We start from the raw sequence: 24,327 nt of genomic DNA, 5'->3' as shown, positions 1-24,327 counted from the left end.
ATTCACCGGCCGAGTACCTTCACCTCGATCCGATGGGGGCCCTCCGAGGTATCGAGTTCGACCGTCTCGACGAACGCCCCCCTCGCGCGCTCGCGCCACTCCTCGACCCGTTCGACGTGGCGATCGTGGTGGAGCTCCGTCGAGTAATCGAGATCGGGATCGTCGCGGATCTCGGATTCGGTGTCGGCGGGCTCGGGGTAGGGCGGGAGCCGTTCGGGGTCGAAGAGGTCGGCCGGCCGGAGGTGGATCGCCTCCGATCCCTCGTTCGCGTCGCCGGGCAGGTGGAGTCGGGCGCGCATCCGCCCGTTGAACGGCGGGGTGATCCGCAGGACGGGGCGCGTGGCGCTTCGCTCGCTCGCCTCGTAGGCCGAGACGGCGTCCTCGGCGGTGACGGCGATCGAGCGGATCGTCCGGGGGTCCGACGCCATTGGTCCGATCTACGCGCCGACGGCCTTGGCGTTGTCGCCATCGGTACTGTGATACGACGGGGGGACCTCGCCCCGCGCATGGACGTCACGATCACGCCTTCCTCGCTCCGCGGGTCCGCGCGGGCCCCGCCCTCGAAGAGCTACACTCACAGAGCGATCCTGGCGGCGGGCTACGCCGACGGCGCGCTGGTCAGGGAACCGCTCGACAGCGCCGACCCGCACGCGACCGCCCGCGCGGTCGAGGCCTTCGGCGGCGACGTGAGCGAATCGGACGACGGTCTCGCGGTCGAGGGCTTTGCAGGTAGGCCCGACGTGCCCGACGACGTCATCGACTGCGCGAACAGCGGCACGACGATGCGACTGGTTACGGGGACTGCCGCGCTCGCCGACGGCCTCACCGTCCTCACCGGCGACGACTCGCTCCGCTCGCGCCCGCAGGGCCCGCTTCTCGACGCCATCGGGGGGTTGGGCGGCCGGGCCGAGAGCACCCGCCACAACGGGCAGGCACCGCTGGTGATCGGCGGGCCGATCCCGGGTGGCGAGGTCTCGATCCCCGGTGACGTCTCCTCACAGTACATCACCGCGCTGCTGATGGCCGGCGCAGTGGCCGAGGAGGGGATCGAGATCGAGCTCGAGACCGAACTCAAATCCGCGCCCTACGTCGACATCACGCTCGAACTCCTCGCGGAGTTCGGGGTCGAGGCCGAACCCGTGGGTGCCGACGGCGGCGAGGTCCGCTCGGCGGGCGCGTCGGGCTTTCGGGTCCCCGGAAACCAGTCCTACGAGCCCGAGGGCGGCGAGTACCGCGTCCCCGGCGACTTCTCGTCGATCTCCTACCTGCTGGCGGCGGGCGTGCTGGCCGCCGAGGAGGGGTTGACGGTCCGCGGTGCCAAGCCGAGCGCGCAGGGCGACACCGCGATCGTCGAGATCGTCGAGCGCATGGGCGGGGACGTGGAATGGGACCGCGAGGAGGGGACGATCGAAGCCTCGAAAAGCGATCTATCGGGCGTGGAGGTAGACGTCGGCGACACGCCCGACCTCCTGCCGACGATCGCGACGCTGGGGGCTGTGGCGAACGGCGAGACGCGGATCACCGACTGCGAGCACGTCCGCTACAAGGAGACCGACCGCGTGAGCGCGATGGCCGACGAGCTGGGGAAGATGGGTGCGAGCGTCACCGAGCACGAGGACGAGCTCGTGATCCACGGCGACGAGTCGGAGCTGTCGGGGGCAACCGTCGAGGGCCACGACGACCACCGGATAATCATGGCGCTCTCGCTCGCGGGGCTGGTCGCCGAGGGCGAGACGACGGTTCGGGGCGCCGAACACGTCGACGTCTCGTTCCCGGACTTCTTCGACGTGCTTTATGACCTCGGGGCCGCCATCGAGGAACAATGAACGGGAACTCGTTCGGCAGGCTGTTCCAGGTGACGACCTTCGGCGAGAGCCACGGCGAGGCGATGGGCTGCACCGTCTCCGGCTGTCCCGCGGGCCTCGAACTCTCTGAGGAGGACATTCAGGGCGACCTCGACCGGCGAAAGCCCGGCCAGTCGATGATCACCACGAGCCGGGGCGAGGCCGATGCCGTCTCGATCAAGAGCGGCATACAGGACGGCTACACCACCGGGACCCCCATCGGGATGGTCATCGAGAACAAGGACGCCCAGTCCGGCAAGTACGAGCCCTTTATCACCGCGCCCCGACCCTCCCACGGCGACTTCACCTACTCGGCGAAGTTCGGCACGCGCAACTGGGGCGGCGGCGGGCGTTCCTCCGCGCGCGAGACCGTCAACTGGGTCGCGGCGGGCGCGATCGCGAAGAAGATCCTCGCGGCCCAGGGCGTCGAGATCAAGGCCCACGTCAACCGGATCGGAAGCGTCGAGGCCGAGGGCGTGAGCTTCGAGGAGATGCTCGAGCACAGCGAGGAGAACGACGTCCGGTGTGGCGATCCCGAGATAGCTCGGGAGATGCAGGAGCTGATCGAGGAGTACCAGGGGGCGGGCGACTCGATCGGCGGATCGATCGAGTTCGAGATCCGCGGCGCTCCCAGAGGACTCGGCGCGCCCCGCTTCGACTCGCTTCCCGCTCGGCTCGGGCAGGCGATGATGAGCGTGCCGGCGACGACCGCTTTCGAGTTCGGGCTCGGAAAGGAGGCCAGCGAGTACTCGGGCTCGGAGCGAAACGAGGACTGGGAGTTCGACGACAGCGAGGCCACCGCCTCGGAGGGGACGAGCGGGGAGCGAAGCGACCCGCGAGCGCGGGGTGACCCCGTCCCCGTCGGCAACGACCACGGCGGAATCCAGGGCGGGATCTCTACTGGCCAGCCGATCACCGGCGAGGTGACGCTGCATGCCCCGACCTCGATCCCCAAAGAGCAGACCACGGTCGACTGGGAGACGGGCGAGGAGAAACAGGTGCAGGTGATCGGCCGCCACGACCCCGTCCTGCCGCCCCGCGGCGTCCCGGTCGTCGAGGCGATGTGCGCGCTGACGATCATCGACTTCATGCTCCTCGGGGGGAGGATCAACCCCGACCGACTGGACGGGCAAGCCGGTGAGTACGACACCGGCTACCACCCGCGCAGCCCCGACAACGAGTAGCGGATCGGCGCCCCGTCCCCGCTCCGGGCGGGACGTTCAGCCGGCAGTTAACAACTGCTACCGGTGCTGTAACTATTAATTAGTATCTCGACTCGCGCACCTCTTAACAAGTCTTTTTATGCTCTCGGTCCTGAGTTAATAACGAAATGGGATACACCTGTTCCAGCTGTGACGCGGAGTTCGGATCGGCAGCGGCGATCAGCCAGCACGTCGGCCTGCACCACAACACCTGTGCGGAGTGTGACGAGCAGTTCGACGACGTGGACGGGCTCCGGGAGCACATCCACGGATCGCACTGAGGGGACGAGGGCCTTTTTCGACGTTCGTCGCGCGACGCGCCGAGCGGGAGCGTCCTCGAGTCAGGCGAGCTCCGACGCCCGATCGCGCAGCGGCGGCTCGATGGCGGTGTCGTCGGCGAGTCCCGCCAGTTCGTCGCGCCCTGCTCACGTCCTTCTTCCCCGCCCGTTGAAACGTCCCGTTGGTGCTCATGGGTTGAGTCGTGGTTTCCCGAACGCGTCCGTCTCCCCTGTCCGTTCGCTCGATACGCCTCGACGCCGTCGGTCACGCATCGGTGGTCGTCTCACAGCATCTCCTCCATCGCGACGTACGAGCCCTCCCGTGCGGTGATCCACTCGGTCGTTCCCAGCGGCTCCTCCGCGACCAGCGGGAAGATCGTACACTCGTCTGGACGCCCCTCACACGTCTCGACGATCGATCGACATTCGATCGGCGGGTAGTGGTCGTCCGGGTCGATACGGTGGCCGTCGATGATGGGTTCTGTTTCGCTCACGTGGCTGAGTCGGCGGTGGTCGCTTCGCGATCGCGCGTCGATGCGCTACGGCGATAATAACTCCATGCCCGTAATTATTAATACTTGCGGCAGGGTGGCGGCGTCGGTCGGGGAGATCGGGGGGACGGATCCGTGAGACCCGAGCGGAGGGGACAACCGCTAAGTCGCCGCCGCCGTTTGGGCCGGTACGGAATGTCACTCACCGAACTCATCTCGGGGGTCGAGGCCCACGAGAAGACCCTGACCGTCTACAACACCGACGGGGACACGGTCGGGGAGTTACGCGAACGGTTCGCGGACAGGAACCTCGTCGTCGAATCGGGGACGGTCGAGACGGGGCCGGACCGGTTCGTCGTCCTCGGCCACGAGGGGGAGTTCCTCACGGCCGTCGGGATCGACGAGCTGCTCGCACGGTCCGGATCGGAACGGGCGGGCTTCGGCGGCGATCCCTACCGGCCGATCCTCGATCATCTCGACGAGACGCTGTTCACCTCCTACGGCCACCGGGAGATGCTCGCGGCCTCCCGCGAGATCGAGGACCGGGCCTGGCGGGTCGGCCGGGGCGAGCTCCACGCGGGCTTCCAGCGGCTCTCGACGCTCCGGACCCAGCTCGACGTCTACAACGCACTCGCACGGCGCGACGGGCTGGCGATCCACACCTACGCGATACCGGACGTGGAGGCCCCTCAGGGGGCCGATTTCTCCGTTCATCTCGACGAGAGCGACGAGGTCGCGTCCGTCTGGTGTGTCGCGTTCGACGGCGGCGGGACCGACCGGAAGAAGTGTGCCCTGCTCGCCGAGGAGCGATCACCGCGGGCGTTCTACGGTTTCTGGACCTACGATCCCGACACGGTCGATTACGTGATCGATCACCTCTCCTCGACGTACGCCCGCCCTGACACCGGCTGACCCCGAAACCGGCCGATGGCGTCGCGCATCCTTCATTATCGATCCTTGCTAATGGATGGCAAAGGCTTTACTTCACTCACGGCGAAGTGGCGTCAATGGCCCACACGGGCCGGGACTTCACATATGGCTGATAACGAACTCATCTGGCGAATCGCTGGTGGTTCCGGGGACGGGATCGATTCGACGAGCCAGAACTTCGCGAAGGCCCTGATGCGATCGGGGCTCAACGTATTCACGCACCGACACTACCCATCGCGGATCCGGGGCGGGCACACCTACGTCGAGATCCGCGCGAGCGACGAGCCGGTCAGCTCGCGGGGGGACGGCTATAACTTCCTGCTGGCGCTCGGCGACTCGTTCGCTCGCAACCCACAGGACCACGCCTACTACGGCGAGGAGGAGGTCAAACCCCTCAGCGAGAACCTCGACGACCTCCGCGAGGGTGGCATCATCATCTACGATTCGGGGCTGATCGACGTCGAGGACGTCCCCGACTTCGAGGAGCGCGCCGAGGAGAACGACTGGCACGTCTTCGACCTCGACCTCCGGAGCATGGCCCGCGAACACGGCCGCGAGGTCATGCGCAACACGGCCGGCGTCGGCGCCACCGCGGCGCTGCTCGAGATGGATCTCGACGAGATCGAGAACCTGATGGAGAGCGCGATGCCGGAGAAGATCCTCGAGCCCAACCTCACCATCCTGCATGAGGCCTACGACATGATGGTCGAGGACTACGAGTTCGAGCACGACCTCCGGGTCCCGACGGGCGAGCACGACGAGGAGCAGGTGCTCGTTTCCGGGTCGAACGGCGTCGCCTACGGCGCGCTCGACGAGGGCTGTCGGTTCATCGCGGGCTACCCGATGACCCCTTGGACCGACGTCTTCACGATCATGTCCCAGCACCTGCCGAAGTTCGGGGGGATCTCCGAGCAGGTCGAGGACGAGATCGCCGCCGCGGCGCTGGCGCTCGGCGCGAGCCACGCCGGCGTCAAGGCGATGTCCGGCTCCTCGGGCGGCGGGTTCGCCCTGATGAGCGAACCGCTCGGCCTCGCGGAGATGAGCGAGACGCCGATCGTGCTGGTCGAGGCGATGCGTGCGGGCCCCTCGACGGGGCTTCCCACCAAGCCCGAACAGGGCGACCTCGAACACGTCCTCTATACGAGCCAGGGCGACTCCAACCGCGTCGTCTTCGCGCCCGGAACGCCCCAGGAGGCCTACGAGCAGACCCGGGCGGCGTTCGAGATGGCCTACGACTACCAGATCCCGGCCATCGTCGTCATCGATCAGAAGCTCTCGGGCGAGAACCAGAACGTCCCCGAGAGCGCCTTCGATCAGGAGCCCAACCCGTCGCTGGGTCCGACGCTCACCGAGGCCGAACTCGAGGACGCCCCGCACGACCCGACGGGCAAGTTCCAGCGCTTCAGCCACGACGACCCCAACGACGACGGCGTCCGGCCGCGCTCGCTGCCCGGCCAGAAGGGGGGGCGCTTCCTCGTGACCGGCAACGAGCACAACGAGTCGGGCCACATCGAGGAGGACCCCGACAACCGCGTCACGCAGATGGACCTGCGGATGAAGAAGCTCGAGTCCATCCGGGAGCGCCTCGACCACGACCCCGAGACGTCCCATCAGACCTACTTCGGGCCCGACGAGGCCGACTACGGCATCGTCACCTGGGGATCGAGCCAGGGCGCGGTCAAGGAGGCCGTCGAGCGGCTCAACGACGAGGGTCACTCGGTGAAGGCGATCGGCGTCAGCGACCTGATGCCGTTCGCCGAGAAGGAGGTCACCGAGTTCCTCGAGAGCGTCGACGAGGCGCTGGTCGTCGAGATGAACGCCACGGCCCAGTTCCGCGGGCTCACCCAGCGCGAGCTCGGCCAGTTCGGCGAGAAGCTGACCAGCCTGCTGAAATACGACGGCAACCCGTTCGAACCCGCCGAAATCGTTGAAGGGTTCGAGATCCAAATAGCGGGTGGGACCGAGGCACCGAGCGCGAACACCAGACTCGAACCAGCGGTAAGCGACTAAAACAATGAGTGCATTCAACGCAATCGGAGAGGAACGAGATATCGACCGCGAGGAGTTCACGCCCGGCATCGAGCCCCAGCCGACGTGGTGTCCTGGCTGTGGTGACTTCGGCGTGCTCAAGGCGCTGAAACAAGCCCTGCCCGAAGTGGGCCGGACCCCCGAGGAGACGCTGCTCTGTACGGGGATCGGCTGTTCGGGCAAGCTCAACAGCTACCTCGACTCCTACGGCTTTCACACGATCCACGGGCGCTCGCTGCCGGTGGCGCGGGCCGCGAAGCTCGCGAACCCCGGCCTCGAAGTGATCGCCGCCGGCGGCGACGGCGACGGCTACGGGATCGGCGGGAACCACTTCATGCACACCGCCCGGGAGAACCACGACATGACCTACATCGTGTTCAACAACGAGATCTTCGGCCTGACGAAGGGCCAGACCTCGCCCACCAGCCCGAAGGGCCACAAGTCCAAGACCCAGCCCTCCGGCTCGGCGAAGGATCCCATCCGCCCGCTGTCACTGTCGCTCACGTCGGGTGCGAGCTACGTCGCCCGGACCGCCGCCGTGAACCCCAACCAGGCCAAGGAGATCCTGAAGGAGGCGATGGAGCACGACGGCTTCGCGCACATCGACTTCCTCACCCAGTGTCCGACCTGGAACAAGGACGCGAAGCAGTACGTCCCGTACGTCGACGTTCAGGAGTCCGACGACTACGACTTCGACGTCAACGAGCGCGACGAGGCCCAGGACATGATGTACGAGGCCGAGAACGTCCTCAAGGAGGGGACGGTGCTGACGGGCCGGTTCTACGTCGACGAGGACCGCCCCTCCTACCAGCAGGAGAAACAGGAGATCGGCGAGATGCCGGAGGAACCGCTCGCCGAGCGGTACTTCGACGACGACTACGAGTGGGAGCGTAGCTACGACCTGCTCGACCGGCACAGGTAGCGGGCACGCTTTTTTAGCCCCATAGTACTTATTTCTCTTCGTTCTGGATATTTACAGGTGATAGGAGACCGTGTTATTTCAAGACGGTCGTTTCTGACGTCGGCTGGTGTCGCAGCCGTGTTCGTATCGGGATGCTTAGGAGAGAACAACGACCGATCCGTGGAGGTCGAATCCAGTACGATCGAAGCGACCAGTAGAGCCTGCTCGTCCGACCGACAACAGTCCGTCGAGATAGTCGTTGAGGGTGAGACAGTCGTGCTGAGAGGGATGATCGAAACAGGGAGTATGAACGACGCGCTGAGTCTCTTGATATACACGTCGCTGAATGAGAACGCCGAAGGAATTGCTATCGCCGAGATACAAACCTTCACAACGGAGGAGACGGAGAACGATTGCAGGGTGGAGACACACTATAAAAGCGAGATCGCGTTCGAGCGGAAACCAACGCTCCTCAGGGTGACTCATTACCCGCACAACGGTGTGCCAGAACGGATCGATCAGTTCAGCGTATAGTTTCCTGTCCGCTCATGATCTCTTTTCTTATCTCTTTTCCGCTCTTCGGATAGTGGTTTGATAGATACCGGCGGATTTTCAGCACTATACACGTGACTACTGTCGATACTTTCTTCTAAAATAACATCGTCCACTTCCGATCCTGGGTCCAACTTAACCCCAGTACTCTTTCGCCTCATCAGACATTTTCCCGGAGAGATCCAGGCTTTCCGGTTCGCAAGGTATTTTTTCACCGACGCAAAAGTGGGTGTGTGGCGACGAATTCGACAGCGGACCGGATCCTATCGGTCCTCGAGGAGGACGCCCAGGCGTCGTACGCGGAGATCGCGCGCCGGGCGGGGGTCTCGAAGCCCACGGTCCGGAAGTACATCGACCAGCTGGAGGGGGACGGCGTCATCGTCGGCTACTCCGCCGACGTCGACCCCAAGAAGCTCTCGGGGCGCTCGATCGCGATGGTCGGGATCGACGTCGAGAGCGAGCGCTACGTCGAGGCGACGCGCGCGCTCGGCGAAATCGACGAGGTCGAGGCGCTGTACTCCTCGTCGGGCGATCACATGCTGATGGCCGAGATCCGCGCGACCGACGGCAACGAGGTCGGCGAGATCATCAGTGATGAGATCCTCTCGGTCGACGGCGTGACGGCCGCCCACCCCTCCTTCCTCCAGGAGCGCCTGAAGTAGTTTTACGGGTTCGGCCCCAACGACCGGCATGGCGACTTACGAACGGGAGACGTACGTGGACGCCTCGCTCGAGGACGTCTGGGAGTTTCACTCGCGAATCGACGGGCTCGAGGCACTCACCCCGGGCTGGATGGGGCTTTCGATCCTGGCGGTCAGGGGCCCGGACGGCGAGCCCGATCCCGAACTCCTCGAGGCCGGCTCGGAGATCGACATGCGGCTGGGACCGCTCGACCTCCCCGGTAACTCGTGGACTTCGGTGATCACCGAACGGACGAGCAGCGACGAGCGCGGGCTGTTCAAGGACGAGATGCGCGGCGGCCCGTTCGCCCGGTGGGTCCACGTCCACCAGTTCCGCCGCGAGGGCGAGGGCACGAGGATCCGGGACACGCTCCACTACGAGCTGCCCGACCCCGCGCGAGCCACCTCCCCGTTCGCGGTCGTCGGCTTCGAGCCGATGTTCCGGTATCGCCACCGGAAAACGAAGGAGCTTTTGGAGGGTTAGCGCCGTTCGACGACGAGGATCTCTTCGGGAGAGTTCCCGGTTCTGACGTAGCGCTTCGGGTCGCGTTCGAGGGCAAAGACGGCCAGTCGAATCACGATCCGTCCGGAGGGAAGCGATGCCCGCAGTACCGGCCCGGTTCCGGTGATCGTCACGTACGGCGGGGCGGCGACCGGCGCTGCGGAAAGCGACTCGCCGAGGGCGTCGACGGCACTCGCGAGCAGGGCGGGATAGGTTTCGAGAACACCCGCGTGATCGAGGATCGCTTTCAGCGGGGAGACGACCTCCTCACGCCCAGTCGCCGGGCCGGAACGCGACTGGGCGACGGCGTCGGCACAGTCGATGGTCGCATCGAGCGTCTCGGAATGGTTCGAGAGGAGGTGATCGCGGACGCGGGCGGGGCCGTTCACGGTTGCGGGTCGCGCGGGAGGATCTAATCAGTTCCCCCACTGTAGCGCTCGCCACAGTATATAATAAATGAAATAGCTGGCTTTCGGGACAGGGTGTTTGAGTCCTGCCGATCACACAACGGACGATATAAGCGCCCGCCGGGCGACCGTCCTCCGTGGCTCGGATCTCGCCGCCGGTCGCGCTCGCGCTGTCGATCCTCGCGCTCAGCACGAGCGCGATCCTCGTGCGCTGGAGCGGGGCGCCGAGCGTCGTCGTCGCGTTCTATCGCGTCCTCTTTACCCTTCTCCTGCTCTCGCCGCTCGCGCTCGTTCGCCACCGGGCGGAGTTCCGCTCGCTCTCGACCCGCGACGGCGCGGTCGCGACCGTGACGGGGGTGGCACTCGCGATCCACTTCGCCGCGTGGTTCGAGAGCCTGAACTGGACGAGCGTCGCCGCGAGCGTCACGCTGGTCCAGACCCAGCCCGTCTTCGTCGCCGTCGGCGCCTATCTCCTGCTCGACGAGCGGGTCACCGTCCGCACGGTCGGCGGGATCGTCCTCGCGATGGCGGGCGCGGCCGTCATGTCGGTGAGCGACCTCCTGGCCGGGACGGCCTTCGCGGGAACGGCCCTCTACGGCAACGCGCTGGCCCTGCTGGGTGGCGTCATGGCCGCCTGCTACGTGCTCGCGGGCCGATCGCTGCGCCAACGGGTCGCCCTGTTGCCGTACGTGAGCGTCGTGTACGGCGCCTGCACCTGTACCCTGCTCCTCGTCGCGCTCGCGGGCGGAGACCCTCTCACGGGCTATCCGGCCCGCGAGTGGGTGCTCTTCCTCGGGATGGCGATCGGCCCCGGCGTGTTCGGTCACACTGTAGTGAACTGGGCGCTCGCCCACGTCGACTCGAGCGTCGTCAGCGTCTCGCTGCTCGGCGAGCCCGTCGGGGCGACGCTGCTCGCGCTCCTCCTGCTCGCGGAGGTCCCCGGTGGCGCGACCGTCCTCGGCGGAGCCGTCGTCCTCGCGGGGATCGTCGTCACCGCACGCGCACAGCGACTGGGGACGTGAGCCTCAGAAGGCGGTCCAGTCGCTCGGCTGGGGGTCGATTCCCTTGATCCGTGCCTCGCGGCGCCCCTCGTGTTCGCGGGTCTCGACGACGCCGTCGAACGGATCGAGGACCGTGCTCACGACCTGTTCGTCGTGCATCGTCGGGTCGAACGTCGCGAGACAGAGCCAGTCCGCCCCCCGGACCTGGCCGGTGAACACCTGCAGGAACCGATAGACCGATCGCAGCTCGGAGTAGACCAGCAGCGGCGACAGCGAGTGGAGGCCGACGCGGACCCCGGCATCGACGCGCTCCTCGACGAAGTCGGTGAAGGCCGTGCCGATACGGGTCAGGTTCCCCGCGCCGGGGACGTATCTGGTGTCGTCGTCGTCGGTCGTCTCGACCCCCTGGGTGTGACTGGCACAGTCGACCACCGAGAGTCGCTCGGAGGGGGCGAACCCCGCGTAGTCCTCGCGAAGCGTCGCCGCGTCGGTGTCCGTGGCGATCGCGATGGCGGGGCCCGCCGCGAGCAGCTCGACGAACAGGTCGTACTTGCCGGTCATCGGCGGGCCGGAGACGAGGATCGCGGTCCCCCCGGAGACGGAGTCGGTCATCCCCCCGACGTCCACCTGATAGCACATATCGGAAGGAGAGCCACCACTGCCATATATCTTTTATAGAATTACAGAAAAATTCCATTATCTGATAGTCATTCAACGAATACGACTAATACAATGAAGCAATATCAGCCGACATGGTAGAGTTGACGGAGACGGGGATCGAGGGGCTCGATTCGATCCTCAACGGTGGGCTGGTGTCCGAATCGACCGTGTTGATCAGCGGCAACCCGGGGACGGGGAAGACGATCCTCGGGATCGAGTATCTCTACAGGGGAGTGACGGAGTTCGACGAGACGGGGGTGTATCTCACCTTCGAGGAGGACGCGAGCGACATCCGGGAGGCCGCCGAGTCGATCGGGTTCGACGACTGGGGCGACCTCGTCGAGAGCGGCGACATCACGGTCTACGGCAAGGAACTCCTCCTACGCGAGGAGGACTTCTCGTCGACGCTCGACGAACTGCTCGCGGAGCTCGGACGGACCGACCACGACAGGCTGGTCGTCGACTCGCTGACGATGCTCTCGTTGTTCTTCGACACCGAGCGCGAACAGCGGACGTACCTGCTGAAGTTCTCCGACATCCTGAAGCGAAACGGGCTGACGAGCCTCTTCATCAGCGAGCAGGGCTCCCGGTTCCCCGACGCGGAGGTCGGCCTCGAGAACTTCCTCACCGACGGCAACGTCTATCTGATCCAGACGCCGACCGACTCGGGAGTCAACCGCTACGTCTGGGTGGCGAAGATGCGAAAGCGTCCGATCGAGACCGACATCTTCCCGATGGAGATCGGCTCCGGCGGGATCGACGTCCACGATCGCGCGAGCGGCTTCTCGCTGATGGGCGACGAGGACGTTCTCTGAGGGGTCCTATCAATAGTATTTTATATCATCCGATAGTATAGTTCAAACAACGTGTTTGATATCGACCAGTTCAGCGAACGGCGCCGGGCGGACGGCAGAAGAACGGTACGAGTAGGGAGCGGGTCGTCATGACCCCGACGGTTCGGATCGTCGCGGCCGCGAGCGCGCGTTCCGAACGGTACGCCGCCGCACTCGACGTGGAGCGACGCCACGCGGCCGAATGGAACCCGGACGCCGTCGACGGGTCCGTCGACGTGGTGCTGTTCGATCCCGCCACCGTCGACCGGGGAACGATCGCCGCCGATCGGGCGGATCGCGGTTGGTCCTACCGGGCGATCCCGATGGACGGCGATGTCGAGGCGACCGCCCGGCGGGTCGAGCGCGCGGCCGACGGGCGCCGCCTCGAGCGCGCGATCGACGGCCGGTTCGACGCGATCTCGCGTTCGGTCCCGGAGGCCGATCGACCGTCGGTGTCGGTCCCGGCGTCGCTCGACCCGGAGTCGTTCCGGGAGCTCTACGAGGCGCTCTGATCAGGCCGCGACTGATCGCGGCGAGACCCAGATCACGAAGGCGTCCTCGCGCTTGACGATCCCCTCGATCGCCTCGTCGTCCAGCGGTGAGTCGTCGACCGACTCCGGGTCGACCGGCACGACCTGGTCGACTTCGTCGACGATCCAGCCGATCGCGCCCTGGGTGTCGGTCTCCTCGGGGTCGAAGACGATGATCCGTTTCTCGTCCCCGGTCGAATCGATCCCGAAGACGCTCTTGGGGTCGATGATCGACGTCGTCCGCCCGCGGAGATCCATCACGCCCTTGACGTGGGGCGGGGAGTTGGGGATCCGCGTCAGTTCGTCCGTGTCGACGATCTCGGCCACGTAGCCGATATCGACGCAGTAGGTCTCGGCCCCGAGGTCGAACTCGAGCATCTGGGTTTCCTCGTCGTTCATACCTCCCGTTCGGCCCACCTATATGTAAAAATAGCTATGTTATTATCAGGAACGGTAATCACCCGGTTTAGCGGGTCGGCGCTTATCAGACCTGATCTTTTATCAGAATATATTATATATCACCTATTCGTACATGGTGTAACTGCGAATATGAGTGCCTCCACAGCGACCCCGACACGCGCGGTGGTCGTCGACGACTCCTCGTTCATGCGGACGGTCATCGGTGACATCCTCCGAGAGGACGGCATCGAGGTCGTCGCGGAGGCCGACGACGGCGCGGCCGCCGTCGAAGCGGTCTCGGAACACCGACCCGACGTCGTGACGATGGACATCGAGATGCCCGGCGTCAGCGGGCTCGAGGCCGTCGAGCGGATCATGGCGACGACGCCGACGCCGATCCTGATGTTGAGCGCCCACGCGGGCGAGCGCGCGGACGTGACCTTCGAGGCGCTCGATCGGGGGGCGGTCGACTTCTTCACCAAGCCCGGCGGCGAGGTGACCGCGGGGATGCCCGCCGTCGAGACCCAGCTCCGGCGGGCGGTGCGATCGGTCGCGAACGCGGACCTCTCGGTCGATGCCGACGCTCCGACCGCCGATCCGGCGGTCGAACCGGCCCGGTATCTCGAGAACCCGACGGTCATCATCGGGGCCTCGACCGGCGGGCCGGGCGTGGTCGAGCGGGTGCTCTCGGAGCTGCCGATCGCGGCCGACGCGCGGGTGCTGGTCGTCCAGCACATGCCCGACGCCTTCACCGCCCGCTTCGCGGAACGCCTCGACGGCTGTACCGACTACGCGGTGCGCGAAGCGACCGATGGCGCACGGATCGGCGGCGGCGAGGTCCTCGTCGCGAAGGGCGGGCGACACCTGACGGTCCGAAACGAGGCGGGCGGACGGCTGCGCGTCGCGCTCACCGGGGACCCGCCGGAACACAACGTCCGCCCGGCGATCGACGTCACGATGCGGACCGCGGCGGCGACCGTCTCGAGCCCGCTCACGGGGGTCGTCCTCACGGGCATGGGTCGCGATGGGACGGCCGGCCTCCAGCGCATCAAGGAGGCGGGCGGACGGACCGTCGCACAGGACGAGGAGAGCTCGGCGGTGTTCGGCATGCCCCGCCGTGCGGCCGAGGCGGGCGCGGTCGACGTCGTCTCGGGGATCGACGGGCTCAGCGAAGCGATCGTCGGGACGATCAGCGAGGACATACCATGACAGACGACCACACAGACGCCTTCCTCAGGGAGGCAGACGAACGTATCACGGACCTGAACAACGCGCTGTTGACCTTCGAGGCCAACCCCGACGACGGCGAGGCGATGGACGAGATCTTCCGGACCGCCCACACGCTGAAGGGGAACTTCGGGGCGATGGGGTTCGAGGCGGAGAGCCGCCTCGCCCACGCGCTCGAGGACCTGCTCGACGAGCTCAGGGGCGGGCGCCTCGAGGCGAGCCCCGACGTGATGGACCTCGCGTTCGACGGGGTCGACGGCATCGAAGCGAGCGTCCGGGCGATCGAGGACGGCGAGGGCGGTGAGGGAGCGACCGTCGACGTCGACCCGACCGTCGAGGCACTGCGCGCGGCGATCGAGAACGGCGGGGCCACGGGCGGCGACCGAGCCGTCGAATCCGGGTCGGCCCCGGACGAGCCGCCCGCCGTCGATCCCCTGTCGGACGATTGCGGCGAGGACGAGACGGTCTACCGTGCGGCGGTCGAACCCCGGGAGGGCGAGATGGCGGGCGTCGAGGCGATGCTCGCGGCCGAGGCGATCGCCGAGGCGTTCGAGCCCGTCGCCTTCGAGCCGGGGATCGACGAGGTCGACGGGCCGTTCTCGGTTTCGGTCGTCGCCCGGACGGAGGAGGAGGTCCTGGCGGTCCTCGAGGGGATCGAACGGGTCGCGAGCGCGACCGTCGAGGCGGTCGAAACGACGGAATCGGAACCGGAGGCGAACGACGGGACGCCCGGGAAGTCGGAGCCGGAGATCCGGTCGGTTCGGGTCGACGTCGACCGGCTCGACGAGCTCCACGGCATGGTCGAGCAGCTGGTGACCAGCCGGATCAAGCTCCGGCGTGCGGTCGAGGAGGGGGAGACCACGGGTGCCGGTGACGCGATCGACGAGCTCGACAAGATCACCACGAACCTCCAGAACGTCGTCATGGACGTCCGGCTCATCCCCCTCGAGAAGGTGGTGAGCAACCTCCCGCGGCTGGTTCGCGATCTCGCGCGCGAGGAGGACAAACGGATCGACTTCTCGATGGACGGCGAGGACGTCGAGCTCGACCGGACGATCCTCTCCGAGCTCTCGGATCCGTTGATGCATATCCTCCGGAACTCGATCGATCACGGCATCGAACCGCCCGGGGAACGCTCGGAGGCGGGCAAGCCCGAGACGGGGACGATCGAGCTCCGGGCGACGCGCGACCGCGACAACGTCGTCATCGAGCTCGAGGACGACGGCCGGGGGTTGGACCGCGAGGCGATCGAGGCCAAGGCGGTCGAGACCGGGATCCACACGGAACGCGAGCTCGCGACGCTCGAAGCGAGCGAGGTCTACGAGCTGATCTTCCATCCGGGCTTCTCGACGGCCGAGGAGGTCACCGACGTCAGCGGTCGGGGCGTCGGCATGGACGTCGTCCACAGCACCGTCGAACGCCTCGACGGTCGGATCGACGTCGAGAGCGAACCCGGCGCGGGCACCCTCGTGCGGCTCAGGCTCCCGGTGTCGGTCGCGATCGTCAACGTGCTGTTCGTCCGCGTCGGCGCCGAGAGTTTCGGCGTTCCGATCAAGGCGGTCGACGAGATCGGCCGCACCGACCCGGTCCGGACGCTGAACGGTCAGCCCGTCGTGGACCACGACGACGAGCTCTACCCGGTCGTCGATCTGGGCGACGTCCTCGACGTCGAGGGGGCCGACGGCGACGGGCGGATGCTCGTCCGGATCAGGAACACCGAGCGGTCGATCGCGCTGCGCTGTGACGACGTCCGTCGACAGGAGGAGGTCGTCGTCAAGCCGCTCGAGGGCGTCCTGAGCGGCACCGCCGGGCTCGGCGGGACGGCAGTGCTGGGCGACGGCAAGATCGTCCCGATCCTCGACGTGCGGACCCTTCCATCATGAGCGAAACCACCGCGTTCGATCGGCTGCTCGTCCTGCTCGAGGAGGACCTCGAGTTCACCTCGTCGTACTACAACGACGCCTACCTCGGTCGCCGGATCGACGCGCGGATGCGTCGCGTGGGGATCGACGAGTACGACGGCTACGGCGAGCTCCTCCGGTCGGACGACGACGAACGCGCGGCGCTGCTCGACTCGCTTTCGATCAACGTCACCGGGTTCTTCCGGAACCCGACGGTGTGGAACGGGATACGCGACGTCCTCCGGACGATCAGCGACGGTTCGGGGCCGACCCGGGTCTCGGCGCCGGTCATCTCCGAGAGGGACGCGGCGGCCTGTTCAGCGCCGTCGTGGGCGAGCCGGCGAACCAAGTCGAGGGAGTCGATATCGACGCGCATCTATGCGGGCACGACGTCCTCGATGGCCTCGAGGACGCTCGGTTTCTGGAAGGGCTTGGTGATGTAGCCGTTCGCGCCGGCTTTGACCGCCATCTTCATCTTCTCCTCCTGGCCGACGCTGGTACACATGATGACCCGTGCGTCGGGATCCGAGTCGGTGATGGCGGTGGTCGCCTCGATCCCGTCCCGGATCGGCATGACGATGTCCATCATCACCAGATCGGGCTCGTGCTCGCGATACAGTTCGAGGGCCTCGACGCCGTTCTCTCCCTCGGCGACGATCTCGTAGTCGTCGGCCAGGATCTCCCGCAGCAGGCTCCGCATGAACTCCGAATCGTCGACGATCAGAACGCTAGGTGGCATTGTTCTACAGCATAATGTTTGAATAGATATATAAATTGAACTGACCGATTATCAGCGCTGAGTCTCCGAGAGCGCGTCGAGGAGCTCCCCGATCGAGTCCTCGGTCGTGAGGTCGTGGCGTTCCATCGCCGTCTCGACGGTCGGGCGCGGGCCGATCGGGAGCTCCGATTCGGCGACGAGGATCCCGAGCACCCGCTCGGGGTCGAGGTCGTCGTCGATCTGCGTGGCGTACCAGCGGACCAGCTCGGAGAAGAGGTCGACGATGTCGTTCGACCGGGTGCGGTACCGCGAGTCGTCCCCGTCGACGCTGACCTCGAGGTCGATACCGTATCGGGCGTCCCCGGATTCGGTCGGGGCGGGCTCGGGCTCGCGCCGGCCGGAGGGGTCGGGTGGGCCGTCGCCGGTCGCGACGACGTATCGGCCGTCCTCGATCTCGGCGATCCGGTCGTCGTCCGCGATGTCGAGGTCCGACGGCGAGAGCACTCCCTCCTCCGAGTCGGTCGGTCGCTCGTCGGTCATACTCGATAGATGTCAACTAACCGTAAATATCTGCCGGTCAGACGCGGAAGTTGAACGTCGCCTGGCTCCCGTTGACGATCACCGTCGCGCGGTGGTCGTCCGTGAGTCCGTCGTCGAGATCGACGGTCACCTCCGCGACGGCACCCGACGACCAGCGGTCGCCACCGGAGACGACCTCGATGTCGATCCCGGTCCGGTACTGCCCGTCGACCAGCACGTCGAGGTTCGAGCCGTCGGTGGGGATGGTCGTCTCGCCGGTGTTCTTCACGAGCAGGGTGAGCGATCCGTTCTCGTCCTCCTCGGGCTCCTGGTAGACCGCGGGGCTCGATGGGTCGCTGATGATCGCGATGTCGGTGTCGATCTGCTGGGTGAGCGAGTCGCTCTGCTGGTCGACGGAGCTGCTGACGTCCTCGACGCTGACGATCAGCGTGCCGGCGACGCTCGCGGCGACCAGCAGGCTCGCGATGAAGATGATCAGATGCGAGATCGAGACCGACCCCATCTACGTGGCCTCCGTGGTGTCGGCGTCGGGAACGTCGGCCGTCGCGGCGACCCCGTGCTGGGTGACGACCTTCACGCTGTCCCCGCCCGATTCGGCCTCGAACGCGAGGGTGTCGCCGGGCAGCCAGAGGTCCGTGTCGTCGGTGGTGGTGTCGCCATTGGTTATGGTGTGCTCCGCGTGGGTGTACCCGCCGTCGATCAGCAGGTCCGTGCGATCGATCGAGAGCGCGGTCGAACCGGTGTTCGTGACGTGGACGGTCAGGGTCGCGTCGTCCCGCTGTACGTCACCGATCTCGATTTCCGTGTTCTGTCGATCGAGGAGGCGATCAGCGTGCTCGTCCTGTGCGGTCGTCACCCTGTCGAAGCTGTCCACCGTGACCGTGAAGGCCGCGCTGAAGGCTATGAGACAGCCGATGAGGATGATCACCGTGGATCCGCTTACGCTGAAGCCCATTTGATGTGTTTCCGTTTGATGTACTGAAATCCGACGTCGCGTCGCAACGCCTACCGGTCAGTTCCGAAGGTGGTTAGCGGGCGGTTCTTAGAGGCGGACGGACTCGCCGTCACCGGAGCTAGCGAGCGAGTCAGGAGCCTGGAGGGTCACCGTCTGCTGGGAGCCCGATGCGGTCGTGATCGTCACTTCCGCGTTTTCACCCTCTGCGAGAGTTCCGATATCGACATCTGCACCGCTCAGCCCATCGAGATCCAGCTGGATCTGATACCGGTCACTGCGCTCGATCAGGACGTTGGAAGGGTCTTCATCCTCTGCCAGCTCCTCGCTAATCTGGACCTCTGCGAGGCTATATCCATCAGTGCCATCCTCACTGAATTCGAAGTCCTCAGCACCGTCCGGTCCTAAGAACTGCACACTCAGTGCCTCAAGGTCGATATCACCCGCACCGGGCGATTTCTGGACCATTAGATTGACATCGCTGATGTCATCACCGCTGGCGCCAACGGTCCCGACTTCGCTCAGGACGTTGATGTTGTCGGAGACCTGTTCCGTACTCTCGATGCCTGTATCTTCTGCCTGCNGCGCCAACGGTCCCGACTTCGCTCAGGACGTTGATGTTGTCGGAGACCTGTTCCGTACTCTCGATGCCTGTATCTTCTGCCTGCGTCTGGAGGAAGCCAGCCGTGTTGATCAGCACACCCGCTGCGATCGCCGCAACGAGGACCATCGCGATGAACACGATGAGGGTGCCGATACCGACCTGACCTCTTTCGGAGTTTTCTTTATTGAACATTTTAGAGCCTCACAGTGTCGCCGTCATGGACGATGTTGGGTGCGTTCAGGCTGTGGACGGTCTGCGCGCCCGAGCCGGTCGTGATCGTCAGCTCCGCACTGTCGCCGTCATCAAGCGTTTCGGTGGGCGTCAGCGTGATCGTGGCGCGAGTGGTGTCGTCGTTGAGGACTTCCACGTCATCCTCAACTTCGAAGTCACCAGAGTCGAACGTCTCGGCGTCATCGCCGAGCCACTCGATCATCACATCTCCGAGTACGATATCACCTGCACCCGGTGCCTTCTGAACAGTCAGTTCAACGGTATTGATGGACCCAACACCATCGGGATCGTCAGTGGAATCACTAGTGTCCTCACCGATCGAGGAGAGAACCTGCACGCGGTCGGAGACCTGTTCCGTACTCTCGATGCCAGTATCTTCGGCTTGCGTCTGGAGGAAGCCGGCCGTGTTGATCAGTACGCCCGCCGCGATCGCTGCGACGAGGACCATCGCGATGAACACGATGAGGGTCCCGATGCCAACCTGACCGCGGTCCTCTGTGGGGTTTCCGTCAAACATCTTTAGAGCCTCACTGCGGTTGTGTCGTCACCGATGTAGTTCGGTGCGTTCAGCGTGAGGTCGGTCTGTGCGCCCGAGCCGGTCGTAATCGTCAGATCGGCCGAGTCACCTGCATCAATGGAGTTACCAGTGATGGTGATCGTTGCTCGATCGGTCCGGTCGCTGAGAACATCGATATCCCCCTCGGTCAATCCACCGACATCAGTGATGGGATCCTCGCCGATCCATTCGATCATCACGTCGTCCAGAACGATGTCACCCGCGCCGGGTGCCTTCTGGAGAGTCAGTTGGACCGCATCAACCGATCCGTCATCACCTGTAGTAACGTCTGTCCCAACCGACGAGAGAACCTGCACGCGANCGCCGAGCCACTCGATCATCACATCTCCGAGTACGATATCACCTGCACCCGGTGCCTTCTGAACAGTCAGTTCAACGGTATTGATGGACCCAACACCATCGGGATCGTCAGTGGAATCACTAGTGTCCTCACCGATCGAGGAGAGAACCTGCACGCGGTCGGAGACCTGTTCCGTACTCTCGATGCCAGTATCTTCGGCTTGCGTCTGGAGGAATCCAGCCGTGTTGATCAGTACGCCCGCCGCGATCGCTGCGACGAGGACCATCGCGATGAACACGATGAGGGTCCCGATGCCAACCTGACCGCGGTCCTCTGTGGGGTTTCCGTCAAACATCTTTAGAGCCTCACTGCGGTTGTGTCGTCACCGATGTAGTTCGGTGCGTTCAGCGTGAGGTCGGTCTGTGCGCCCGAGCCGGTCGTAATCGTCAGATCGGCCGAGTCACCTGCATCAATGGAGTTACCAGTGATGGTGATCGTTGCTCGATCGGTCCGGTCGCTGAGAACATCGATATCCCCCTCGGTCAATCCACCGACATCAGTGATGGGATCCTCGCCGATCCATTCGATCATCACGTCGTCCAGAACGATGTCACCCGCGCCGGGTGCCTTCTGGAGAGTCAGTTGGACCGCATCAACCGATCCGTCATCACCTGTAGTAACGTCTGTCCCAACCGACGAGAGAACCTGCACGCGATCGGAGACCTGTTCCGTACTTTCGATACCCGTGTCTTCCGCCTGCGTCTGGAGGAATCCGGCCGTGTTGATCAGCACACCCGCCGCGATCGCCGCGACGAGAACCATCGCGATGAACACGATGAGGGTGCCGATACCGACCTGACCCCTGTCGTCTGTCTGTGTTTCGAACATAGTTGTTTTCGAGGCTCTACCGCTCTGGGCGAGCCCTGTATTACATTAGAAATCTTATGTATAAATAAATGACTGTCCTAATATCAAATGTGAATAGCAGGAATCGAAAGGGAGGGTCGATTGGCAGTATCGACCGATCCCGCCGTCGAGAGGGCCTCAAATCTACATCCCGCGCACGTGTCAGCGGAGTGTCCAAGGCAGCCGAAACATCGAGTCGGTCGTCAACTTTATTAGTATCGTATATCTCATATGACCTATCAGATGTATTCGGAAGAAGCCCTCCGCGCGCTCGGGAACGAGTACAACGCCGAGATCCTGGGTGCGACAGACGAACCGCGTTCGGCCCAGGCGCTCAGCGACGAGCTCGGCATCCCGATCGCGACCTGCTATCGACGGATCGAGGAGCTACAGGAGGTCGACCTCCTCGAACACCACGGGCGGGTGCTCTCGGACGACCGCCGACGGGTCAGCGTCTACCGACGCGCGGTCGACCGCGTCGCCGTGGACTTCGGGAGCGGGAGCTACACCGTCGACGTCGAGGACCGCGCGGACGTGACGACCACGCTCGACGACGTCTGGCGCTCGCTGTCGAGCTCCTAGTTCCACGACGGGGGTTCGTAGCCGGCCCGGCGGACCGCCGGCGGGTAGCCCAGCGCGATCACCACGGCGATCCCGACCGAGATCCAGAAGTTCGACTGGCCGGTGAGCCCGGCGACGAGCGTCACGAGCACGACGTAGATCGCGAACATCGCCAGGTAGTGGGGCAGGAGTTCGCGCCACTTCGAAGCCATACCGGGAGTTCGTGCCGAGGGAATTACGGGTTTCGTTCCATCGCGCTAGCGACCGCCCCGAGCACCTCGCCGCTCCCGACGACCGTCCCACGCTCCACGAGCGCCCCGTACAGCTCCCTCGCCGCCTCGCCGGCGTAGTTTCGCTCCGCGAAGGGGCGGTCCTCGACGACCACCAGCGCGTCGCTCGCGCGCGCACACTCGAGGTTCGCGAGGTTGCCCGTCCCGACTTCGCAGTCGCCGATCACGGTGACGTCGGCGGCCCCGATCAGCTCCGCGACGGCCTCCCGGGCCTCCGAACCGATCGGCGAGAACGGCTCGACGGCCACGCTATCGAGCCCGAGCAAGCGCGCGGTCTCGAGATCGGAGTCGCCCTCGCCGAGCGCCCCCGCGGAGACCTCGTAGCCCGCCACCGAGAGCACGTACAGTAGCCGCGAGACGGTGCCTCCGCCGCCGATCACGTGGACCCGCCCCTCGCGGTCGCCGCCCCGCTCGGGGAGCGCGGTCACGTAGACGGCCCCCGTAACGGGATGGCGGCTCACGACGGCGCGGGCGTCGAACGCCTCAGCGAGGTTCGCCTCGGTGAGCACCCGTTCGGGAGGCCCGCTCTCGAGGATCCGCCCGCCCGAGAGCAGCAGCAGCTCGTCGCAGTAGTGGGCCGCGAGGTTCAGGTCGTGGATCGCCGCGATCACGGTCTTGCCCTCGTCGGCGAGCTCGCGGACGAGCTCGAGGGTGCGGATCTGGTGGTTGATGTCGAGGCTCGCGGTCGGCTCGTCGAGCAGGAGTATGGGAGTGTCCTGGGCGAGCGCCCGCGCGAGGACGACTCGCTGGCGCTCGCCGCCGCTCACGGCGCTGATCGAGCGATCCGCGAACTCCTCCGTCTCGGTCCGGTCGAGCGCGCGCTCGATCGCCTCCTCGCCCGCCGGGTCGACGCTCGAGCGGAACCGCGAGCGATAGGGGGTCCGTCCCATCGCGACCACGTCGCGCACGTCGAAGTCGAACGAGAGGCTCGTGTCCTGGGGGACGGTCGCGACCCGCCGGCTCGCCGCCCGCGAGGGGAGGTCGTGGACGCTCTCGCCGTCGAGCGAGACGGTCCCGGCGTCGGGCTTCAACACGGCGCCGATCGCGCGCAGCATGGTCGACTTGCCGGCGCCGTTGGGGCCGACGAGGCCGACGAACCGCCCCTCGTCGATGTGGGTGCTGACGGCGTCGAGCACCGCCATCCCGCCCAGTTCGACGTCGAGATCGCGAACGTCGATCACAGCGCGTGCACCTCCCGGGTTCGAAGGAGATACAGGAAAAAGGGCGCGCCCAGCGCGGCGGTGACGATCCCGACGGGCACCTCGGCGGGGCCCGCCCGCGCCACGGTGTCGGTCGCGACGAGGAACACCGCGCCCGCGAGCGCGCTGGTCGGGAGCAGGATCCGGTGGTCGGGCCCGACCAGCAGGCGCATCATGTGGGGGACGATCAGCCCGACGAAGCCGATCACGCCCGAGACAGCTACTCCTGCAGCGGTGATGACGCTCGCGGCCGCCAGCAGCAGGCGCTTGGTGCGCTCGACCTCGATCCCGAGGCTCTGGGCGTCCTCCTCGCCCAGCAGGAGGACGTTGAGGTCGCTCGCGTAGACCATCAACAGGACGAAGACGGGGACCACGACGGGCAGCGAGAGCGAGACGTCGTGCCAGGTGCTCGCGTGGAGGTGCCCCATCAGCCAGTAGACCACCTGTTCGAGGCTCTCGCCGGCGCTGAGCTGGAGATACGAGATCATCGCGCCCAGGAACGTCTGGATCGCGACGCCGGCCAGAAGCAGGGTCGCGACGGGGGTCCGCCCGCCCTCGCTCGCGATCAGATAGACCGCGAACGCCGTGATGATCGCGGAGCCGAAGGCCATCGGGCGCAGCCCCAGCGAGAGCGGCAGGACGATCGAGGCGACCGCGCCGAGCGCGGCCCCCGAGGAGACGCCGATGATCGAGGGATCGGCCATCGGGTTCCGGAAGAACCCCTGCATCACGGTGCCGGCGGCCGCGAGCGCGAAGCCCACGACCGCCGCGAGGACGACCCTCGGCAGGCGGACCTGGGTGACGATCGTTTCGTGAGTCTCGGGGACCGGGAACTCGAAGACCGAGACCCATTCGAGCCGCGGGAGGGGGACCGAGAGCGGTCCCACCCCGGTCGGCGTCGCGGGGCCGAGCCCCCCGGGAACCGCGAGCCCGTTGAGGAGGATTCGGGCGACGACGACGGGCTCGACCCGGACGGGGCCGAGCGCCGCGCTCAGCAGGATCACGCCGAGCAGGAGGACACAGAGCCCCGCGGACCACGCCCCCGTTTCGATATGCCGCGTCACGACTGCAACTGGGGTTGGTTTAGGCAAATACTTATTGAA

At 65.8% G+C, this 24,327-nt stretch carries 31 protein-coding genes and 1 pseudogene; 16 read left to right on the top strand and 16 right to left on the bottom strand.

The annotated features are described in order from the left end of the window. Nucleotides 1-2 precede the first annotated feature (2 nt). Nucleotides 3-428 carry a hypothetical protein gene (locus tag WOA58_RS04975; RefSeq protein ID WP_340603056.1) on the bottom strand — a complete coding sequence of 142 codons (426 nt, stop codon included), beginning with the start codon at nucleotides 426-428 and terminating at the stop codon, nucleotides 3-5. Nucleotides 429-506: 78 nt separating this feature from the next. Between WOA58_RS04975 and aroA the strand changes: the two genes are divergently transcribed. From aroA to WOA58_RS04960, 3 genes are all read left to right on the top strand, one after another. Beyond that, the gene (aroA, locus tag WOA58_RS04970) at nucleotides 507-1,826 is read left to right on the top strand and encodes a 3-phosphoshikimate 1-carboxyvinyltransferase (protein WP_340603055.1); all 1,320 of its coding nucleotides are present in this window, start codon (nucleotides 507-509) and stop codon (nucleotides 1,824-1,826) included. Continuing rightward, complete coding sequence (gene aroC, locus WOA58_RS04965) at nucleotides 1,823-3,028, top strand: chorismate synthase (RefSeq protein WP_340603054.1); 1,206 nt, start codon at nucleotides 1,823-1,825, stop codon at nucleotides 3,026-3,028. The genes aroA and aroC overlap by 4 nt, the downstream gene beginning before the upstream one ends. A gap of 146 nt (nucleotides 3,029-3,174) precedes the next feature. Continuing rightward, nucleotides 3,175-3,327, top strand: a complete 153-nt coding sequence (locus WOA58_RS04960; protein ID WP_340603053.1) for a C2H2-type zinc finger protein — start codon at nucleotides 3,175-3,177, stop codon at nucleotides 3,325-3,327. Between the two features lie 281 nt (nucleotides 3,328-3,608). On the opposite strand, the gene WOA58_RS04955 is transcribed toward WOA58_RS04960, so the two are convergent. Then, entirely contained in the window at nucleotides 3,609-3,818 is a 210-nt protein-coding gene (locus WOA58_RS04955; protein ID WP_340603052.1) for a DUF7511 domain-containing protein, read from the bottom strand. A gap of 192 nt (nucleotides 3,819-4,010) precedes the next feature. On the opposite strand from WOA58_RS04955, the gene WOA58_RS04950 reads away from it, so the two are divergent. The 6 genes from WOA58_RS04950 (at nucleotide 4,011) to WOA58_RS04925 (ending at nucleotide 9,390) form a co-directional block, all read left to right on the top strand. Beyond that, a complete protein-coding gene (locus tag WOA58_RS04950; protein ID WP_340603051.1) occupies nucleotides 4,011-4,727 on the top strand; it encodes a DICT sensory domain-containing protein in 717 nt (238 codons plus the stop codon). Nucleotides 4,728-4,850: 123 nt separating this feature from the next. After that, nucleotides 4,851-6,755, top strand: coding sequence for a 2-oxoacid:acceptor oxidoreductase subunit alpha (locus WOA58_RS04945; protein ID WP_340603050.1), 1,905 nt, complete (start codon nucleotides 4,851-4,853; stop codon nucleotides 6,753-6,755). A gap of 4 nt (nucleotides 6,756-6,759) precedes the next feature. Beyond that, nucleotides 6,760-7,695: a thiamine pyrophosphate-dependent enzyme gene (locus WOA58_RS04940; protein WP_340603049.1), complete on the top strand. Its 936-nt coding sequence runs from the start codon at nucleotides 6,760-6,762 to the stop codon at nucleotides 7,693-7,695. A 159-nt stretch (nucleotides 7,696-7,854) separates the two neighbouring features. Beyond that, the gene (locus tag WOA58_RS04935; RefSeq protein ID WP_340603048.1) at nucleotides 7,855-8,208 is read left to right on the top strand and encodes a hypothetical protein; all 354 of its coding nucleotides are present in this window, start codon (nucleotides 7,855-7,857) and stop codon (nucleotides 8,206-8,208) included. A gap of 251 nt (nucleotides 8,209-8,459) precedes the next feature. Beyond that, on the top strand, nucleotides 8,460-8,888 hold the full coding sequence (gene lrpA1 / locus WOA58_RS04930; RefSeq protein WP_340603047.1) for an HTH-type transcriptional regulator LrpA1: 429 nt from the start codon (nucleotides 8,460-8,462) through the stop codon (nucleotides 8,886-8,888). Between the two features lie 28 nt (nucleotides 8,889-8,916). Then, nucleotides 8,917-9,390, top strand: a complete 474-nt coding sequence (locus WOA58_RS04925) for an SRPBCC family protein (RefSeq protein WP_340603046.1) — start codon at nucleotides 8,917-8,919, stop codon at nucleotides 9,388-9,390. Here the strand turns inward: WOA58_RS04925 and WOA58_RS04920 are convergent. Beyond that, entirely contained in the window at nucleotides 9,387-9,797 is a 411-nt protein-coding gene (locus tag WOA58_RS04920; RefSeq protein WP_340603045.1) for a hypothetical protein, read from the bottom strand. The genes WOA58_RS04925 and WOA58_RS04920 overlap by 4 nt on opposite strands. A gap of 155 nt (nucleotides 9,798-9,952) precedes the next feature. Here WOA58_RS04920 and WOA58_RS04915 point away from each other — a divergent pair, with 155 nt between their 5' ends. Beyond that, nucleotides 9,953-10,837 (top strand): DMT family transporter, encoded by an 885-nt coding sequence (locus tag WOA58_RS04915; RefSeq protein WP_340603044.1) that lies wholly within the window; start codon nucleotides 9,953-9,955, stop codon nucleotides 10,835-10,837. A 3-nt stretch (nucleotides 10,838-10,840) separates the two neighbouring features. Here WOA58_RS04915 and WOA58_RS04910 read toward each other — a convergent pair whose 3' ends face one another. Then, nucleotides 10,841-11,455: a DUF7504 family protein gene (locus WOA58_RS04910; RefSeq protein ID WP_340603043.1), complete on the bottom strand. Its 615-nt coding sequence runs from the start codon at nucleotides 11,453-11,455 to the stop codon at nucleotides 10,841-10,843. A gap of 113 nt (nucleotides 11,456-11,568) precedes the next feature. On the opposite strand from WOA58_RS04910, the gene WOA58_RS04905 reads away from it, so the two are divergent. Both WOA58_RS04905 and WOA58_RS04900 read left to right on the top strand, forming a co-directional pair. Beyond that, the gene (locus WOA58_RS04905) at nucleotides 11,569-12,291 is read left to right on the top strand and encodes an RAD55 family ATPase (protein ID WP_340603042.1); all 723 of its coding nucleotides are present in this window, start codon (nucleotides 11,569-11,571) and stop codon (nucleotides 12,289-12,291) included. A gap of 128 nt (nucleotides 12,292-12,419) precedes the next feature. Then, complete coding sequence (locus WOA58_RS04900) at nucleotides 12,420-12,821, top strand: hypothetical protein (RefSeq protein WP_340603041.1); 402 nt, start codon at nucleotides 12,420-12,422, stop codon at nucleotides 12,819-12,821. Here WOA58_RS04900 and WOA58_RS04895 read toward each other — a convergent pair whose 3' ends face one another. Next, nucleotides 12,822-13,238, bottom strand: coding sequence for a chemotaxis protein CheW (locus tag WOA58_RS04895; protein ID WP_340603040.1), 417 nt, complete (start codon nucleotides 13,236-13,238; stop codon nucleotides 12,822-12,824). A gap of 150 nt (nucleotides 13,239-13,388) precedes the next feature. On the opposite strand from WOA58_RS04895, the gene cheB reads away from it, so the two are divergent. From cheB to WOA58_RS04880, 3 genes are read left to right on the top strand one after another with little or no spacing between them, the layout of a single operon-like run. Next, nucleotides 13,389-14,447, top strand: coding sequence for a chemotaxis-specific protein-glutamate methyltransferase CheB (cheB, locus tag WOA58_RS04890; RefSeq protein WP_340603039.1), 1,059 nt, complete (start codon nucleotides 13,389-13,391; stop codon nucleotides 14,445-14,447). Next, complete coding sequence (locus WOA58_RS04885; protein WP_340603038.1) at nucleotides 14,444-16,348, top strand: chemotaxis protein CheA; 1,905 nt, start codon at nucleotides 14,444-14,446, stop codon at nucleotides 16,346-16,348. Before cheB ends, WOA58_RS04885 begins: the two co-directional genes overlap by 4 nt. Beyond that, nucleotides 16,345-16,809, top strand: coding sequence for a protein-glutamate O-methyltransferase CheR (locus WOA58_RS04880; RefSeq protein ID WP_340603037.1), 465 nt, complete (start codon nucleotides 16,345-16,347; stop codon nucleotides 16,807-16,809). Before WOA58_RS04885 ends, WOA58_RS04880 begins: the two co-directional genes overlap by 4 nt. Here WOA58_RS04880 and cheY read toward each other — a convergent pair. The 8 genes and pseudogenes from cheY to WOA58_RS04835 form a co-directional block, all read right to left on the bottom strand. Next, entirely contained in the window at nucleotides 16,743-17,105 is a 363-nt protein-coding gene (gene cheY / locus WOA58_RS04875; RefSeq protein WP_340603036.1) for a chemotaxis protein CheY, read from the bottom strand. The two genes, WOA58_RS04880 and cheY, sit on opposite strands and share 67 nt — an antisense overlap. 51 nt (nucleotides 17,106-17,156) lie before the next feature. After that, nucleotides 17,157-17,624 (bottom strand): DUF7500 family protein, encoded by a 468-nt coding sequence (locus WOA58_RS04870; protein WP_340603035.1) that lies wholly within the window; start codon nucleotides 17,622-17,624, stop codon nucleotides 17,157-17,159. A 37-nt stretch (nucleotides 17,625-17,661) separates the two neighbouring features. Next, on the bottom strand, nucleotides 17,662-18,126 hold the full coding sequence (gene arlG, locus WOA58_RS04865; protein ID WP_340603034.1) for an archaellum stator protein ArlG: 465 nt from the start codon (nucleotides 18,124-18,126) through the stop codon (nucleotides 17,662-17,664). Further along, nucleotides 18,127-18,579, bottom strand: a complete 453-nt coding sequence (gene arlF, locus WOA58_RS04860; RefSeq protein ID WP_340603033.1) for an archaellum stator protein ArlF — start codon at nucleotides 18,577-18,579, stop codon at nucleotides 18,127-18,129. It abuts the gene before it with no gap. An 87-nt stretch (nucleotides 18,580-18,666) separates the two neighbouring features. Further along, a pseudogene (locus WOA58_RS04855) lies at nucleotides 18,667-19,372 on the bottom strand (archaellin/type IV pilin N-terminal domain-containing protein). Between the two features lies 1 nt (nucleotide 19,373). Continuing rightward, on the bottom strand, nucleotides 19,374-19,928 hold the full coding sequence (locus tag WOA58_RS04845; RefSeq protein WP_340603031.1) for an archaellin/type IV pilin N-terminal domain-containing protein: 555 nt from the start codon (nucleotides 19,926-19,928) through the stop codon (nucleotides 19,374-19,376). A 2-nt stretch (nucleotides 19,929-19,930) separates the two neighbouring features. Continuing rightward, nucleotides 19,931-20,623, bottom strand: coding sequence for an archaellin/type IV pilin N-terminal domain-containing protein (locus WOA58_RS04840; RefSeq protein WP_340603030.1), 693 nt, complete (start codon nucleotides 20,621-20,623; stop codon nucleotides 19,931-19,933). 2 nt (nucleotides 20,624-20,625) lie between these two features. Then, a complete protein-coding gene (locus WOA58_RS04835) occupies nucleotides 20,626-21,156 on the bottom strand; it encodes an archaellin/type IV pilin N-terminal domain-containing protein (protein ID WP_340603029.1) in 531 nt (176 codons plus the stop codon). A gap of 261 nt (nucleotides 21,157-21,417) precedes the next feature. Between WOA58_RS04835 and WOA58_RS04830 the strand changes: the two genes are divergently transcribed. Further along, entirely contained in the window at nucleotides 21,418-21,756 is a 339-nt protein-coding gene (locus WOA58_RS04830) for a winged helix-turn-helix domain-containing protein (RefSeq protein ID WP_340603028.1), read from the top strand. Here WOA58_RS04830 and WOA58_RS04825 read toward each other — a convergent pair. From WOA58_RS04825 to btuC, 3 genes are read right to left on the bottom strand one after another with little or no spacing between them, the layout of a single operon-like run. Further along, the gene (locus WOA58_RS04825; RefSeq protein ID WP_340603027.1) at nucleotides 21,753-21,947 is read right to left on the bottom strand and encodes a hypothetical protein; all 195 of its coding nucleotides are present in this window, start codon (nucleotides 21,945-21,947) and stop codon (nucleotides 21,753-21,755) included. The genes WOA58_RS04830 and WOA58_RS04825 overlap by 4 nt on opposite strands. 23 nt (nucleotides 21,948-21,970) lie before the next feature. Continuing rightward, complete coding sequence (locus tag WOA58_RS04820; RefSeq protein ID WP_340603026.1) at nucleotides 21,971-23,206, bottom strand: heme ABC transporter ATP-binding protein; 1,236 nt, start codon at nucleotides 23,204-23,206, stop codon at nucleotides 21,971-21,973. Further along, nucleotides 23,203-24,288, bottom strand: coding sequence for a vitamin B12 ABC transporter permease BtuC (gene btuC / locus WOA58_RS04815; protein ID WP_340603025.1), 1,086 nt, complete (start codon nucleotides 24,286-24,288; stop codon nucleotides 23,203-23,205). The genes WOA58_RS04820 and btuC overlap by 4 nt, the downstream gene beginning before the upstream one ends. Nucleotides 24,289-24,327: the final 39 nt, after the last annotated feature.

This window comes from Halalkalicoccus tibetensis (assembly GCF_037996645.1).
Taxonomy (GTDB): domain Archaea; phylum Halobacteriota; class Halobacteria; order Halobacteriales; family Halalkalicoccaceae; genus Halalkalicoccus; species Halalkalicoccus tibetensis.
This window is presented reverse-complemented; position numbering and strand designations above follow the sequence as displayed.